This is a genomic window from Microbacterium testaceum (assembly GCF_003075375.1).
In the GTDB taxonomy this organism is placed as follows: Bacteria; Actinomycetota; Actinomycetes; order Actinomycetales; family Microbacteriaceae; genus Microbacterium; species Microbacterium testaceum_E.
This window is the reverse complement of the sequence record NZ_QDFT01000025.1, coordinates 15,674-30,570: the sequence shown is the minus strand read 5'-3', so window position 1 is coordinate 30,570 and position 14,897 is coordinate 15,674. Positions and strand designations below refer to the sequence as shown.

The 14,897-nt window shown below is 72.9% G+C and carries 14 protein-coding genes and 1 tRNA gene; 5 read left to right on the top strand and 10 right to left on the bottom strand.

The features are described from left to right. Positions 1-14: 14 nt before the first annotated feature. Positions 15-1,475 (bottom strand): PLP-dependent aminotransferase family protein, encoded by a 1,461-nt coding sequence (locus tag DC432_RS10725; protein WP_116537889.1) that lies wholly within the window; start codon positions 1,473-1,475, stop codon positions 15-17. An 81-nt stretch (positions 1,476-1,556) separates the two neighbouring features. On the opposite strand from DC432_RS10725, the gene DC432_RS10720 reads away from it, so the two are divergent. Continuing rightward, positions 1,557-2,234, top strand: a complete 678-nt coding sequence (locus DC432_RS10720; RefSeq protein WP_116537888.1) for a pyridoxamine 5'-phosphate oxidase family protein — start codon at positions 1,557-1,559, stop codon at positions 2,232-2,234. Between the two features lie 58 nt (positions 2,235-2,292). Here DC432_RS10720 and DC432_RS10715 read toward each other — a convergent pair whose 3' ends face one another. Continuing rightward, positions 2,293-5,751 (bottom strand): bifunctional proline dehydrogenase/L-glutamate gamma-semialdehyde dehydrogenase, encoded by a 3,459-nt coding sequence (locus DC432_RS10715; protein WP_116537887.1) that lies wholly within the window; start codon positions 5,749-5,751, stop codon positions 2,293-2,295. A gap of 99 nt (positions 5,752-5,850) precedes the next feature. On the opposite strand from DC432_RS10715, the gene DC432_RS10710 reads away from it, so the two are divergent. Then, on the top strand, positions 5,851-6,738 hold the full coding sequence (locus tag DC432_RS10710) for a LysR family transcriptional regulator (protein ID WP_116537886.1): 888 nt from the start codon (positions 5,851-5,853) through the stop codon (positions 6,736-6,738). Between the two features lie 258 nt (positions 6,739-6,996). On the opposite strand, the gene aztD is transcribed toward DC432_RS10710, so the two are convergent. The 4 genes from aztD to aztB are packed head-to-tail and all read right to left on the bottom strand — an operon-like array spanning position 6,997 to position 11,215. Continuing rightward, on the bottom strand, positions 6,997-8,196 hold the full coding sequence (gene aztD, locus DC432_RS10705; RefSeq protein WP_116537885.1) for a zinc metallochaperone AztD: 1,200 nt from the start codon (positions 8,194-8,196) through the stop codon (positions 6,997-6,999). A 32-nt stretch (positions 8,197-8,228) separates the two neighbouring features. Further along, the gene (gene aztC / locus DC432_RS10700; RefSeq protein ID WP_116537884.1) at positions 8,229-9,137 is read right to left on the bottom strand and encodes a zinc ABC transporter substrate-binding protein AztC; all 909 of its coding nucleotides are present in this window, start codon (positions 9,135-9,137) and stop codon (positions 8,229-8,231) included. 1 nt (position 9,138) lies between these two features. Continuing rightward, positions 9,139-10,347, bottom strand: coding sequence for an ABC transporter (locus DC432_RS10695; protein WP_116537883.1), 1,209 nt, complete (start codon positions 10,345-10,347; stop codon positions 9,139-9,141). 13 nt (positions 10,348-10,360) lie between these two features. Next, a complete protein-coding gene (aztB, locus tag DC432_RS10690) occupies positions 10,361-11,215 on the bottom strand; it encodes a zinc ABC transporter permease AztB (RefSeq protein WP_116537882.1) in 855 nt (284 codons plus the stop codon). A 56-nt stretch (positions 11,216-11,271) separates the two neighbouring features. On the opposite strand from aztB, the gene aztA reads away from it, so the two are divergent. Next, on the top strand, positions 11,272-11,925 hold the full coding sequence (gene aztA, locus DC432_RS10685; protein WP_243393097.1) for a zinc ABC transporter ATP-binding protein AztA: 654 nt from the start codon (positions 11,272-11,274) through the stop codon (positions 11,923-11,925). Here the strand turns inward: aztA and DC432_RS10680 are convergent. After that, positions 11,897-12,331: a MarR family winged helix-turn-helix transcriptional regulator gene (locus DC432_RS10680; RefSeq protein WP_207770804.1), complete on the bottom strand. Its 435-nt coding sequence runs from the start codon at positions 12,329-12,331 to the stop codon at positions 11,897-11,899. The two genes, aztA and DC432_RS10680, sit on opposite strands and share 29 nt — an antisense overlap. A 141-nt stretch (positions 12,332-12,472) precedes the next feature. On the opposite strand from DC432_RS10680, the gene DC432_RS10675 reads away from it, so the two are divergent. Continuing rightward, on the top strand, positions 12,473-12,841 hold the full coding sequence (locus DC432_RS10675) for a hypothetical protein (RefSeq protein WP_116537904.1): 369 nt from the start codon (positions 12,473-12,475) through the stop codon (positions 12,839-12,841). Between the two features lie 92 nt (positions 12,842-12,933). Next, positions 12,934-13,281: a hypothetical protein gene (locus tag DC432_RS10670; protein WP_108317554.1), complete on the top strand. Its 348-nt coding sequence runs from the start codon at positions 12,934-12,936 to the stop codon at positions 13,279-13,281. A 58-nt stretch (positions 13,282-13,339) separates the two neighbouring features. Here DC432_RS10670 and DC432_RS10665 read toward each other — a convergent pair. The 3 genes from DC432_RS10665 to DC432_RS10655 form a co-directional block, all read right to left on the bottom strand. Continuing rightward, positions 13,340-13,421 (bottom strand) — tRNA-Tyr (locus tag DC432_RS10665). A 91-nt stretch (positions 13,422-13,512) separates the two neighbouring features. Beyond that, complete coding sequence (locus DC432_RS10660; protein ID WP_116537879.1) at positions 13,513-14,394, bottom strand: PfkB family carbohydrate kinase; 882 nt, start codon at positions 14,392-14,394, stop codon at positions 13,513-13,515. Next, complete coding sequence (locus DC432_RS10655; RefSeq protein WP_108317550.1) at positions 14,391-14,891, bottom strand: FBP domain-containing protein; 501 nt, start codon at positions 14,889-14,891, stop codon at positions 14,391-14,393. The genes DC432_RS10660 and DC432_RS10655 overlap by 4 nt, the downstream gene beginning before the upstream one ends. Positions 14,892-14,897: the final 6 nt, after the last annotated feature.

Sequence of the window (14,897 nt, the reverse complement as noted above, 5' to 3'; positions counted from 1 at the left end):
TCCGTTCTCCTCCCTCACACCGTGTCAGGGTCAAGCGGGGCGGCGGGGCGGGTCGACGGGCACCCCCGGCCGACGAGGGCGCCGGCGGCGCCGATGATGCGGTCGACGGCATCCATCAACACGGGGGTCGACGGCGCGGCGTAGCCGAACACGATGCCCGCGGGCAGGTCGGTGGCGACCCCGGGCACCGCGTAGCCCGCGAGCGGCGCGACCACGATGCCGTCCGCCGCGAGCGCGGCGACCACCTCGGCCTCGACGCCGGGCGCGGCGTCGTCGAGCAGCACCACCGCGTGCAGCCCGCCGTCGGTGGCCGTCAGCGTCAGGCCCTCGGCGCCGGCGAAGGCCTCGAGCAGCAGGCGGCGGCGATGCCGGTAGTCGCGGCGGCGGCGGGCGGTATGGCGGGCGAGGGCCCCCTCGACCAGGTACAGCGCGAGAGCGCGCTGCGGAATTGATCCGACGGGCGGGTCGAGGTCCTCACGCGCGGCGACGATGCGGGCGCGGACGGCCCCGGTCGCCACGATCCACCCGCAGCGCAGCGCCGGGCTGAGCACCTTCGAGAAGCTGCCGATCAGGACGACGCCCGCCGGGTCGAGCAGGTGCAGCGGGGGCAGCGGAACCCGCCCGTGCGGGAACTCGCTGTCGTAGTCGTCCTCGATGACGACCGTCGCCGTGCGAGCCGCCCAGTCCAGCAGCCGGGAGCGGGCGGCGGCATCCAGGCGACTGCCGAGCGGGTAGTGATGATGCGGGGTGACGATGATGGCATCCAGATCGTGGCACTGCTCGACGGCGTCCAGGTCGAGCCCCGTGGTCGGTCGCACCGCGATCGGCACCGCCTGCGCGCCCAGCCGCGCGAGCAGCCGGTGCACCCGCGGATAGCCCGGGTTCTCGATGCCCACGCGCAACGCGCCTCCGCGCTGCCCCAGGGCCAGCAGGGTGAGCAGCATCGCGTCGCTCGTCCCCGCGGCGACGATCACGTCGTCGGGCGCGACGTCGAGGCCCCGGGTGCGTCCGAGGTGCGCGGCGATCGCCGCGCGCAGGGCGGGGTCGCCGAGGACGTCGCCGATGTCGGAGTCGACGTCGAGGGTGCTCGCACGACGCCAGGCCGAGCGCCAGGCGGCGTCGACGACGCCCGCGGTCCCGGGCCGGCCGGGACGCAGATCGACCAGGGGCGTCGGTGCCACGGGGTCGAGCGGTGCCGTGTCGACCGCGGTCGACGGCACCGCCGCGCGGGCCACCTCGGCGACGGCGGTGCCGCCGCCCGGTCGAGTGACGAGGTACCCCTCGCCCGCGAGGATCTCGTACGCCGAGACGACCGTCCCGCGCGCGAGGCCCAGATCGGCCGCGAGTGCGCGGCTCGACGGCACGGGGTCACCCGCGCGCACGCGGCCCGCGAGCACCGCGGCGCGGATGCCGTGGGCGAGTTGCTCGTGCAGCGGTGCGGGCGCACTCCGGTCCAGGATGCCGACGTCGATCACGCCTCGATCCTGTCACTGGTCCACTGATCACGCACAGAAGCGGACTACACGATGAACCAGCCGATGGCCTGGGATCGACCCATGACCACCGAACTGCCCCTCACCACCCTGACGCGCGTGCGCCGCGGCGCCCACCACCAGCGCACCGACCGCGCGGCCCTGTACGACATCGTCGACACCGCCATGTACGCGACCGTGGCCATCGTCCGTGACGATCGCCCGGTCGCCCTCCCGGTGGGGATCGGACGCGACGGCGATGACCTGCTCATCCACGGTTCCACCGGCAGCGACTTCTTCCGCCGCATCGCCGGGGGGACGCCGGTGAGCCTCACCATCACGCACCTGCTGGGGATGAAGTACGCCCGCTCCCTCTTCGACAGCTCGATGCGGTACCTCTGCGCGGTCGTGCACGGCGTGGCATCCGTCGTCCCTCCGGAGCAGAAGGAGGCGGCGCTGCTCCTGCTGTCCGAGCACCTGATGCCGGGGCGCAGCGCCGACGTGCGCGCGATGACGGCGCGCGAGATCGCCGCGACCCTGGTACTGCGCGTCCCCCTGGCCGAGGCGAGCGTCAAGGACAACGCCGGCTCGCTCGTCGAGGTCGACGACGACGGCGAGGACCGTACCGTGTGGGCGGGGATGCTGCCGCTGCGGGTCGTCGCGGGCGAGCCGGTCACCTCGCCGCAGACCGCGACGGGCACGCCGGTGCCGGAGTCGGTGCGGCGCGCCGCCGCACGTGTCGCGGCGTCGGGAACGGCCTAGGCCGCGGGTCGGCAGCGACGACGGGGCCGCCCCCGAAGGAGCGGCCCCGTCGCGGATTTCAGCGACCGACGAGCGGCGGCACCGCGTACCGCCGCGGGGTACCGAAGCGGTGGGCGGTGATCGACACGGCCTGCTCGCGCAGGAAGGGCAGCAGTTCGACGTGCCCGGCACGGGTGACCTCGCCCGCATACACCGCGACCGAGGGCGAACCACCCGTGGCATCCGCCACCGCGGCGGTCGATCCGCCGAGCAGGCGCACCCGTCCACCGGTGCGGGCCAGGCGCGCGGCGCGGCGCGCCCAGTCCGCGGCGTCCTCGACCGCCGCGCGCACGCCCACGCCCTCGAGCCAGGCGCGGACGGCGGGCGCGAGCTCCGCGGCGCAGCTCACGGTGATCGTCGAGCCGGCGCGCACGCCCGCGGCGACCACCCGCACGAGAGCGGACGACGACGCGTCCTCGAGGCGCACGGTCACCGGGACCGCGGCGTAGCGCAGGACGTTCTGCTCCGACTCCAGGCCGGTCACGTCGCGGGCCAGCGAGAACTCCTCGGCCCATGCGGCGGCGTCGCTCGCGAGTGCGTCGGCGAGCCAGTCGCGGTCGGCGGCGGGCACGGCGGCCAGCGCCGGTGCGGCGAGGGCGTCGGGGGTGCGCGGGGCGGCGGAGGCGGCATCCGTCCACTCTCCGAACCCGTGCAGGTAGTGGGGCCCGCCGGCCTTGGTGCCCGCGCCTACGGCGGACTTCTTCCAGCCGCCGAACGGCTGACGCTGCACGATCGCGCCGGTCGTGCCGCGGTTGACGTAGACGTTGCCGGCCTCGATGCGCGCGAGCCAGGTGTCGATCTCGGCGGCGTCCAGCGCGTGCAGGCCCGAGGTGAGGCCGTACTCGATCGCGTTGACGATCTCGATCGCCTCGTCGAGCGTCTCGGCGGCCATGATCCCGAGAACGGGACCGAAGTACTCGGTGCGGTGGAACGCGCTGCCGGGCTGCACCCCCTCGCGGATGCCGGGACGCCACAGCGCGCCGTCCTCGTCGAGGCGCTGCGGCTCGACGACCCACCGCTGGCCGGGCTCGAGGGAGGTCAACGCCTGCAGGAGCTTGCCGTGCGCCGGCTCGATGAGCGGGCCGACGCGCGAGGCCTCGTCCCACGGCATCCCGACCTCGAGAGAGGTGACGGCGTCGACGAGCTGGTCGCGGAAGCGGCGCGAGCGGGCGACCGATCCGACGAGGACGACCAGGGATGCCGCGGAGCACTTCTGTCCGGCGTGCCCGAAGGCCGACATCGCGACGTCCTTCGCAGCGAGGTCGAGGTCGGCGCTGGGGGTGACGATCACGGCGTTCTTTCCGCTCGTCTCGGCCAGCAGCGGCAGGTCGGCGCGGAAGGAGCGGAAGAGCTCGGCCGTCTCGTACGCCCCGGTCAGCACGACCCGCTCGACGGCGGGGTGCGTGAGCAGCTGGCGACCCAGGTCGTTCTCGGAGACCTGCACGAGCTTCAGCACCTCGCGCGGGACCCCCGCCTGCCAGAGGGCCTCGACCATGACGGCACCCGACCGCTCGGCGAGCACCGCGGGCTTGATCACCACGGCGGAGCCGGCCGCGAGGGCGGCGAGCGTCGAGCCGGCGGGGATCGCGACGGGGAAGTTCCACGGCGGGGTGACCACGGTCACACCGACCGGGGTGAACGTCGCGCCGTCGACGGTCTCGAGGCCGCGCGCCTGCTCGGCGTAGTAGTGCGCGAAATCGATCGCCTCGGACACCTCGGGGTCGCTCTGCTCGATCACCTTTCCGCACTCGGCGCCCATGACCTCGAGCAGGTCGGCGCGGCGGGCCTCGAGCGCATCACCCGCGCGGTGCAGGATCTCGGCGCGACCGGCGGCCCCGAGCGCGCGCCACGCGGCGGCGGCATCCGCGGCATCCTGGATCAGCGTGTTCAGCGCCGCTTCGTCGGTGACGGTGTGGGCGGCGATGGTCTGCGCGCCGAGCGTCGAGTCCTTCATGCGGGCCACGATCGCGCGCGACCAGTCGCGGTTCGCCGCGATCGCCGGGTCGGAGTCGGGGGTGTTGCGGAACCCGTGCGCGGGGGCCGGCGCGGCGGGCGCGGTGCGGTCCTGCACGCGGTGCGACGCCGGGACCCCCTCGGGCATGTCGGCGAGGGATGCCAGGAAGCGGTCGCGCTCGCGAGCGAACAGCGCCGCGTGGGTGTCGAGGTCGAACACCGCCGACATGAAGTTCTCGCTCGATGCGCCCTCTTCGAGGCGGCGGATGAGGTACGCGATCGCGACGTCGAACTCCTGCGGGTGCACGACGGGGGTGTACAGCAGGATCGAGCCGACCGTGCGGCGCACGACCGCCTGCTGCGCGGTGGCCATACCCAGGAGCATCTCGACGTCGATGCCGCCGGTCACCCCGCGGCGCTCGGCGAGCAGCCAGGCGAGGGCCACGTCGAACAGGTTGTGTCCGGCGACGCCGATGCGGACGTTGCGGGTGTGCTCGGGGCGCAGCGCGTAGTCGAGCACCGCCTTGTACGACGCGTCGGTCGCCTGCTTCGACGGCCAGGTCGCCAGCGGCCAGTCGTGCACGTCAGCATCCACGCGTTCCATCGGCAGGTTGGCGCCCTTGACGACGCGCACCTTGATGGGGGCGCCTCCGGATGCCACGCGCGCGGCCGTCCACTCCTGCAGGCGGATCATCGCGGCGAGGGCGTCGGGCAGGTACGCCTGCAGGACGATCCCGGCCTCGACGCCGTGGAACTCGGGCTCGGACAGCAGCGTCTCGAACACGGCGAGGGTGAGGTCGAGGTCCTTGAACTCCTCCATGTCGAGGTTGAGGAACGTGCCCGTCTCTTTCGCGACCCGGTAGAGCGGGCGCAGGGCCGCGACGGCGTCGTCGACCGCCGCGTCGAAGGCCCAGGGCGTGTGCGGCGCGACCGTCGACGACACCTTGATCGAGACGTAGTCGACGTCGTCGCGCGAGAGCAGCGTGCGCGTGCCGGCCAGGCGCCGCGCCGCCTCCTTCTTGCCGAGGATCGCCTCACCGAGCAGGTTGACGTTGAGGCGGATGCCGTCGCCTCGCCCGCGGATGGCGGCGATGGCGTCGCCGAGCTTGCGGTCGCTCGCGTCGACGATCAGGTGCCGCACCATCGCGCGCAGCGCCGTGCGGGCGGCTGGAACGACCACCTGCGGCAGGATCGGCGCGGTGAGTGCACCCAAGCGGATCGCGGCCTTGAGGTGCAGCGGGAGGAATCCGGGGATCAGGGGGGCGAGGGCGGAGAGGTTGCGGGCGGCGACGCGCACGTCCTCGGGGCGGACGACGCCGTCGACGAAGCCGACCGTGAAGTCCAGGCCGTTCGCATCGCGCAGCACGCCCGCGAGGCGCTGAGCAGCGGCGTCGACGGGCTCATCGCGGCTCTCGGTGAGCCAGCGGCGGACGAGCGCGATCGCCTCGTCGGCGAGCTCGTGGGGGGTGACGAGTGCGGCGGGGGTGGTGCCGGACGTGGTGTCGGGGACATCGGTGAGCGACATGGCGATCCTTCCTCGGATGCTCTCAGCATGAGGCTCGCGTTCGTTCGAGAAAAGCGATGATTACCGATGCATACTGTTCGGTAGAGCCGAAGGGATGCCGTGTTCGATCTACGCCGCCTGCGCCTGCTGCACGAGCTGAGCGTGCGGGGCACGCTCGCCGCCGTCGCGGACGCCCTGTCGTACAGCCCGTCGACCATCTCGCAGCAGCTGAACCTGCTCGAGAAAGAGGCCGGGGTGCCGTTGCTCGAGCCGGACGGGCGTCGGGTACGCCTCACCGCGCAGGGTGCCGCCCTGGCCGCGCACGCCGCGCGCATGCTCGCCGCCGACGAGGCCGCCCGCGCCGAACTCGAACGCATGCGTCCCTCGCTCGCCCCCGTGCGGCTGGCCGTGATGCAGTCCGCGGCGCACGGGCTGCTGCCGCGCGCACTCGACGCCCTCGCCGCCGGCGAACCGCAGTTGCGGGTCGAGGTCGCCGAGCTCGCTCCCGAGGAGGGCCTGTTCGAGGTGGCGGCGCGCGGCTTCGACCTCGCGGTCGCCGAGCAGTACCCCGGTCACACGCGCGAGCACCGCGAGGGACTCGAGCGCGGGCTGCTGGGGCGGGATGCCATCCGCCTCGCGGTCGCGCGCGACGACCGGGCGCGGCGGCTCGACGACCTCCGCGACCGCGCGTGGGTGATGGAGCCCGTCGGCACCGCCGCCCGCCAGTGGGCGACGCAGCAGTGCCGTGCCGCCGGGTTCGAGCCCGACGTGCGGTTCGAGATGGCCGATCTGACGGCGCACGCCCGGCTCGTGGCATCCGGTCATGCCGTGGGCATGATCCCCGACCTGGTGTTCGCGGGCGAAACGCCGCCCGTGCGGCTGGTCGATCTGCCGGGCGAACCGCGCCGCGAGGTGTTCACGGCCGTGCGCCGCGGAACGGCCGACCGCCCCGGCGTCCGCGCGGTGCGCGGGGCACTGCAGGTGGCGTACGACCGGGGCGGTCGGTAGGGGGTCGCGCGCCGGCCGGCGCCGGGTGGTCGGCGCCCGGTGGTCGGCTCCCGGTGGTCGGCGCCGTCCGGCGCCGTCGCGAAACCCGGACATGAGCACGGTTCTCGGAGGATCCGGCCGGATTCGTCCGATAACGGCGCGATTCTCCGAGAACGGTGCGATGACGCGAGCGCGGGCGCGGCGCGCCGCACGAAGGCGCACCCCGGCGCGGCGAGGCGCACCCCGGCGATCCCCAGCCCAGGTGCGCCCCGCGGCGCGCTACTTCGTCAGCGCGATCTCATTCGGCGTGTGCTCCAGCGTCGCGCTGGTCACGACCTCGCCGGTCGTCAGGTCGACGGCGTGGACGGCGTTCTTCGCCGGCTCGGTGACGTAGGCGATGTCGCCCGACACCTTGATCGCGGGGTGGGCGTCCTGCCACTCGACCGGGCCCTCCCACGCGTCGATCACGGGGAACGCGTCGGTGAACTCCCCCGTGGCCGGGTCGAGCACGTGGATCGCCCCGTCCGAGGCGAGCACGTACGCGAGGTCGCCGGGACCGCGGGCGATGTCGCGGAAGGTGTACTCCGCCCCCGCCGGCATGTCGACGACGCGCTGCGTCTTGGCGTCGGTGTCGATCAGGGCGACGCGGTGCAGCAGGTAGCCCTCGGCATCCCGGTCGTCCTTGTAGTCCCCGACGACAAGCGGGCTGGTCTCGCTGACGTATGCGTTGCCCATGCGCCCGTAGGGCTGGTCGGGCGCGGTCAGCTTGGTGAAGGCGCCGTCGGCGTAGACGACCGCGCCGTTCTCGCAGCCGAGCACGACGGCCTCGTCCTGGGCCGTTCCCTCGCCGTGCACGCCGGGGCAGTCCGCGGTCTCGGCGATGGTCGCCCCCGACGGGTCCGTGGCGATCACGCCGTTGCGCCCGTCGGCGTTGCCCACCGTGGTGATGAACGTGCCGTCCTCGAGCACGATCGATACACCGTGGTGCGCCTCGACACCGGCGACGGTCCGCGTCTCGGGAAGAGCGTCAGTGGATGCCAGCAGGGCATCGGTGTCGAAGATGGTCGAGTCGCTCGTGCCGTCGGCGTACAGCACCGTCGTGCCGCCGTGCGTCACGACGTGTCCGGGCTTGGCTGCGGGGAAGACCAGGTCGGTCAGCACGGGGTCTGTGTCGGCCGTACCGGCGTCGAGCACCTGGAAGCCCGCGCTCGTGGTGACCATGACGTGGCGGCCGTCGCCCGCGGCGTTCAGGCGCGTGAACTCCTCGCTCGACACCTCGCCCACGGTCTCGAGGGTGTCGCCGTCGAGCACGACGATCCCGCCGGGGTACGACAGGGCGACGCGGGTGGCGGTGTCGGCGGGGGCGGATGCCGCGGGCGCAGCGCCCGGAGCGGTCGCTCCGGCGCACGCCGACAGGCCGACGGTGGCTCCGACCGCGAGCGCGAGCAGGCCCGCGCGGCGCAGGGGGGAGGTTTTCATGGGGTTCCTCTTTCTTCGGGTGGGGGGCTTCGTCACGGCGAGAGCCCGGTGGCGATGCGCTCCGTGTTGACGCGCATCATGGTCAGGTAGTCGGGGGCGCCGCCGGCGGCGTCGGTGAGCGACTCGGTGAACAGCTCGGTCACCGCGACGTCGCGATCGGCCTCGTCGGCGAGGGCGCGCACGAGGCGGTCGGGCGAGGAGCTCTCGGCGAAGATCGTCGGCACCCCCGCTTCGTCGATCGCTGACACGAGGTCGGCGAGGTCGCTCGTGCTCGGGGCGGCGAGCGTCGTCCCGCCGGGGATGACCGCGCCGATGAGGCGGAATCCGAAGCGCTCGGCGAGGTAGCCGAACACGTGGTGGTTGGTGACCAGGGCCCGTCGCTCGGCGGGGATCGCCGCGAAGGCGGCGGTCATTTCGGCATCCAGATCCTGCAGCTGGGCGCGGTACTGGGCCGCCCGAGAGGTCACGGCGGAGGCATCGACCCCGTCGAGGCCCCGGATCACCGGCTCGAGCGCGTCCACGACGCGGATCATCTGCGCGGGGTCGGTCCAGAAGTGCGGGTCGTCGGCACCGCCCGCATCGGCCGATGCGTACGGGAGCACCTCGACGACGTCTCCGGCGACGAAGGTCGCGACCCCGTCCGCCGCGGCGGCGTCGAGGTGCTGCTGCAGTCCCTCTTCGAGGCCCAGGCCGTTGGCGACGAGCAGGTCGGCCGAGCGCACGCGGGCTGCTTCGGCGGCCGAGATCTCGAACGAGTGGGGGTCGGCTCCGGGACGCATGAGCGTCAGCACCTCGACGTCGTCCGCGACGAGGTGCGACACGACGTCACCGAGGATGTTGGTCGACACCGCGATGAGGGGACGATCGGACGCCGTGTTCCCGGCGCAGCCGCTGAGGGTCAGCAGGGCCGCGGCGACCGCGGCGGCGAGCAGGCGGCGCACGTCAGCGTCCCGTCTCGGCGACGAACAGCGGCGCGGCGGCCGGGGCGAACTCCCGCGCCACGCGTGCCCCGTCGGCGAAGTCGAGCTCCCACAGGCGCTGCTCGTCGGGGCCGTTGAGGTAGGCGCGCTGCTGGTCGGCGATGAGCGAGACGGGGTGCGCGGCGGCGAGGCTCTCGCCCACGAGCGGGGCGGACGAGGCGCGCAGGGCCCCGGTGCGCCCGTCGAGGACGAGCACTCGGCCGTCGGCCGTGAGCGCGAGCAGGTGGTGATCCTTGTCGTCGACGGCGGTGGCCTGCACGACCGGCTCGGGCGTCGGCACGAGCGTCCACGCGCGCTCGCGGGTGTCGAGCATCCAGATCCCGGCGTCCCCGGCGACCGCGGCGACGGTCGGTCGACCCTCGCGGTTGGCGAAGGCCGTCGCGCGCGGGGCCGTCGTGTCCGCGGGGTAGGGGATGCGCTCGATGACGGGGGTCGCGGCGTCGACCGTGACGAGCAGGGCGCCGTCGCGGCATCCGATCACCGCTCCGACGCGGGTCGTGATCGTGCCGGCGGGATCTTCGCACGCGGTGGTCTCGCCGAGGGGCTCGCCGTCGGCGGTGTGGAGGGTGACCTCTCCCCCGGCGGCGACCGCGGCGAACGACCCGGCGGGCACCACCAGGCCCGGCCCGGCCGGACGCTCGAGGCGGAACCGCTCGACGACCTCCCCCCGCGACAGCGCCTCGGTGTCCAGCAGCACCGCCTCGCCGGAGGCGGGGAAGAACAGCCCCGTGCCGCCGGTCGTGGACGAGTTCGACGTCGCGACGGTCGCGACGCCGCCGCCCTCGACCTCGCCGAGGATGCGCGCCTCGGCGCGGTAGTAGTGGAAGTGGTCGACGTGGTCCCACGTCCACACGCCGCTGTCGACGATCGAGACGCCCGCGTCGTCGGCGGCGAACAGGTAGCGGCCGTCGGAGTGCATCGCCTCGGGCGGGGGGACGGCGCCGAGGTCGGTCGTGGTCTCGTCGAGCAGGTCGAGGTGCGACACCCGGCCGTCCGCGGCGATCCAGGTCAGGCCCAGCGCGGGCTCGGCGAGCTCGGCGGCACCGGCGATCTCGCCGTGGGTGTCGGCGGTGGGTGCGGCGGGCGGAGCCGCGGTATCGGCGCAGCCGGCGAGGGCGAGGACGAGCAGCCCGCCGAGAGGAGCGAGCCGTCGGGTCACGAAGTGGGGCATGGGGGCTTTCCGGTCAGGCGGCAAGGGGAAGAGGGGATGCCGTGCGCCGGCGCGCGGCGGTGACAGCGGCGCGAAGCCCCCACGACACCCCCGCGGCGGCGATCGCGGCGGCGGCGATGGTCGCGCCGGCGGCGGTGGCGGCGTACCACGAGACGAGCAGTCCGACGACGACCGCGGCCGCGCTGATCACCGCGGCGAGCACCATGGTCGTTGCGATGCGCGCTGTCCACTGCCGCGCGGCGACGGCCGGGGCGACGAGCAGCCCGACCACCAGCAGCGAGCCGACCGCCTGATACGAGGCGACGACGGCGAGCGTGACGAGCCCGACGAGCACGGCCTGCGCGACGCGCGGGGCGAGGCCCAGGACGCGCGCGACGCGCTCGTCGATCGCGAGGGCGACGAGCGGGCGGTGGGCGAGGATCGCCGCCCCGATGCCGATCATGGCGGCCAGGCCCAGGACGACGAGATCGCCGGGCGCGATGGCGAGGATGTCGCCGAACAGGATGGCCGTGGCATCCGTGGCGAAGCTCCCGGCGTGCGAGATGACGATCACCCCGAGCGCGAGCATGCCGACGAACAGCAGCCCGATGCTCGTGTCGTACGACAGCTTGGCGCGGCGCTGCAGGGCGCCGATGCCCAGGCTCATCGCGATGGCGCTCACGGCGGCGCCGAGCAGCACCGGGACGCCGAGCACCGTCGCCAGGGCGACGCCGGGCAGCATGCCGTGCGCGAGCGCCTCGCCGAGAAAGGCCATGCCCCGCACGATCACCCACGTCCCGGCGACGGCGCACAGCACCGACACCAGCACGCCGCCGAGCAGGGCGCGCTGGACGAACTCGAGCGAGAAGGGGTCGAAGAGCCAGGACACGAGGACCGACCGTAGCGTTAAGTGATAACGATTCTCAAACTCGTATGATGGATGCCGTGACCCTCCCCTCCGCCCTCACGGCGACCGGCCTGCGCGTCGCCTTCGACGGCGTCGAGGCCCTCGCCGGCGTCGACCTGACCGTCCCCGCGGGGCGGATCACCGCGATCGTCGGACCAAACGGAGCGGGCAAGTCGACGCTGCTCGAGGTGCTCGCCGGCGCCCGCACGCCCTCGGCCGGTCGGGTCGAGGCGGGGGCGCGGACGCGCGCCTTCGTTCCTCAACGCGCGGCCGTCTCGGAGCACCTGCCCGTCACCGTGCGCGAGATCGTGTCGGTCGGCGCGTGGGGACGCGTCGGCGCGATCCGGCGCCTTTGCCCGGCGCTCCGCGACGACATCGACGTGGCCATGCGGCAGCTCGACATCACCGCGCTCGCGCGGACGCCGTTCGGCTCACTGTCGGGGGGACAGCGCCAGCGGGCCCTCCTCGCGCAGGGATTGGCGCGCCGTGCCGACGTCCTGCTGCTCGACGAGCCGACGACCGGACTGGACGCCGCCAGCGCGGAGCTGAACCGGCGCGCGATCGCCGCCGAGATCGCACGGGGGGCGACCGTGGTGTGCGTCAGCCACGATGACCGACTCATCGCCCAGGCCGATCAGGTGATCGCCCTCGCGGACGGGCGGGTTACGCGCGCGAGCGCACCCGCTCGGTGATCCGTGTCAGCAGGGCGGCTGCGGCGGCGACGCCATCGGCCGGCTCGTCGCGGATGGCCGCGTCCACGTCGCGGGGAAAACGCCGGAGGGCGACCCACGGCTCGGCGTCGAGGTCGACCTCGAGGTAGATGTGATTGACCCGGCGGTCCTCGGCATCCAGTTCGCGTCGGAGCAGGCCGCGCCCGATCAGACGGTCGACCAGGGTCGTCACGCCCGCCGCGGTCACTCCGAGGTGTCCGCGCAGATTGGAGGGACGGATGCCGGGCTCCTCGGCGATGCGCGCCAGGGCGGCCGCCTCGAGCTCGCTGACGCCGAGGTCGCGACGCGCCTGCGCCAGCACGGCCTCTCGCATCACGACGTAGTCATCGAGCGCGGACAACAGGGCAGAAGGAAGCGACAACGGCATCCACCTCCTCGATGCGGTCCGGCCGACCGCTGTTCTCACCATAGTCAGAAAAATGAATATTTCACGAAAATAATTAAGTTTGTGAAATACGTGATAGATTACAAATCGACCGCGCCCCGCTACTCGACGAAGGAGATCATCATGGCAACGCTGTTCTACGGTTCCGACACGGCCCCCATCTCGCTTCCCGATCGCCTGATGGGTTACATCAAGGTGATCGCGTCGACGAAGCTGCGACGAGGCGAATCGTTCACGCTCACGTGGACAGGCGTCGAGGGAGAAACGGGCCGATCGACGATCTGGCTGCAGCCGTCCATCCCGCTGCGCTTCGTGTTCGAGTCCCCCGAGCCCGAGCAGCTCGTGGGCGACTACCTGCGCACCCTGGCCGACCAGGCCAACGCCGCCTCGGGCCTCGTCGTCGACACCCGCACGTGGGAAGCCGCCGAGGAGGCGAGCCACACGCCCGTGCGGACCGCACGCCCGGCCGGCCGCCCGGTCCGCGCCGCTTGATACCACTGCGGCTCGCTCCGGTCCAGCCCCCTCGCGCATGATGCATACTGTCGGGGACGCGTGACATTCACGTGAATGGATCGGAGTGACCTGTGCCCGTACGCAAGCTGCTCGACATGTCTCTGCTCGAGTCGTGGCTCGCGGAGTTCCGCGCGCTCGGGTACCTCACCGGCAGTGACATCCGCGTCCTGGAACAGGATGACGAGTCCGATCCCGACGCGGGCCTGATCGTCGTCGACTTGACCGAGGCGAAGACCATCACCTACCTGCAGCCCATCACGGGCGGCGAGGGCACCTGGAAGGCCACGATGGAGGCACGGGACGCCACCATCGAGCTCTCCGCGGTCGCCCTCGTGAACCTCGGCAACGAGGTCAACGTCCTGGGCGCCCTCGTCGCCTTCCTTGAGACGAAGTCGAAAGCTCTGCTCGCGGCCTGCTGAGCAACTCGATCGACCAACGAGAAAAGGGCACCCGATCGGGTGCCCTTTTCTCGTTCTGTGGCGAGTGAGGGATTCGAACCCCCGAATGCAATGCAGTCTGATTTACAGTCAGATCCCTTTGGCCGCTTGGGTAACTCGCCAGATGCGCACCCGCCCGGCTTTTTCAGTCGACCAGAGGCGCGAGAAACCACTCTACTATCCCCGAGAGGGTGCTCGAAACCACCGGCGGCCTCATTCGGGCGTGCGCAGCAGCGCGCCCTCGCTGCGGCACGTCGCCGCGGCGACGTCCATGGCGCGCGAGAGCACGGCATCCCAGTCCGCGGCGACCTCGGGCAACCGCTCCCGCACGAGCGCGGCGGTCGTCGCGAGCACGGCGTCGCCGCCGCCCATCGTGTCGACGATGCGTCCCGGAAGGTTCGAGATGCCGCGCGACACCGTCACGCCGCCCGCGACGATCGCCGCGCCGCCCGCGCCATAGGTCGCCAGCACCGCGTCCACACCCAGGCCCGTGAGCCGGTCGCGCAGGTCGTCGAGCGAGGTGCCGTAGAGCAGCTGCGCATCGTCCTCGCCGACCTTGACCAGAAGCGCCCCGGCGGCCGCGCGCTCGAAGCCGCGCACGAACTCGTCGCGGTCGTGCAGCATGCCGCTGCGCGGGTTCGGGTCGATCGCCAGGGGCGTTCCGGCCGAGGCCACGGCATCCACGAGCGCATCGGTCTGCTCTCGGTCATCGAAGGGGAAGCAACTCACCACGACCATCGGGGCGGCCGCGATCGCCGCACGCTCCGCCGCACCATAGGCGACGCGGCGGTTCTGCGCGGCGTCGTTGAAGACGTACTGGGGCTCCCCCTCGGCCGAGCGGGTGCTCACGGCTCGCGACGAGCCGTGCGCGGCGGGACTCGCGAGCAGCTCGACGTCGTACTCGGCGAGGTACGCGCGGATCTGCTCCCCCGCGGCGTCGTCGCCCACCATCGCGATGAGGGATGCCGGCACCCCCAGCCGCGACAGGCCGACCGCCACGTTGAGCCCGGCGCCGCCGACGAACTCGCGTACGCCGGCGTCGTCGCGGATCTCGTCGATCAGGGCGTCGCCGATCACGACGATGCGCCCGCTCACCGGCTCACCTCGGCCGCGTCGAGCACGCGGGCGACGAACTCCTCGGTGCGCCGCTTGGTGCCGTCGATCTTGCGGTCGACGCTCGCCCGGATCTCGCTCGGCGCGAGCGGCGCCGCCAGGCGCACGGTCTCGTGGCACGACATGTCGGCGCAGATGTACGTGCCGACGGTGTCGCCGTGCTCGCCCGCCTCGCCCGCCTTGCGGGCGGTGAACAGCGAAACCTGATCGCCCGGCTGCATCGTGTGGCACAGGTTGCACATCGCCGACCGCGCGCGCGATTGGCCCTCGGCGGCGCGCAGGACGATGCCGGTGGGCTCACCCTCGTGCTCGGTGACGATGTAGCCCCGCCCGCGGGTGCGCGGATCGCGCCACGCGAAGAAGTCGAGGTGGTCCCAGTCCGTCAGGACGAAGTCGTGCGGCAGGGCGACGACGCGCAGCTCCTCGGGAGCGGCGTTGACGAAGGCCTCACGGACCTCGTCCTCAGTGAGTGCTCGCATGGGATC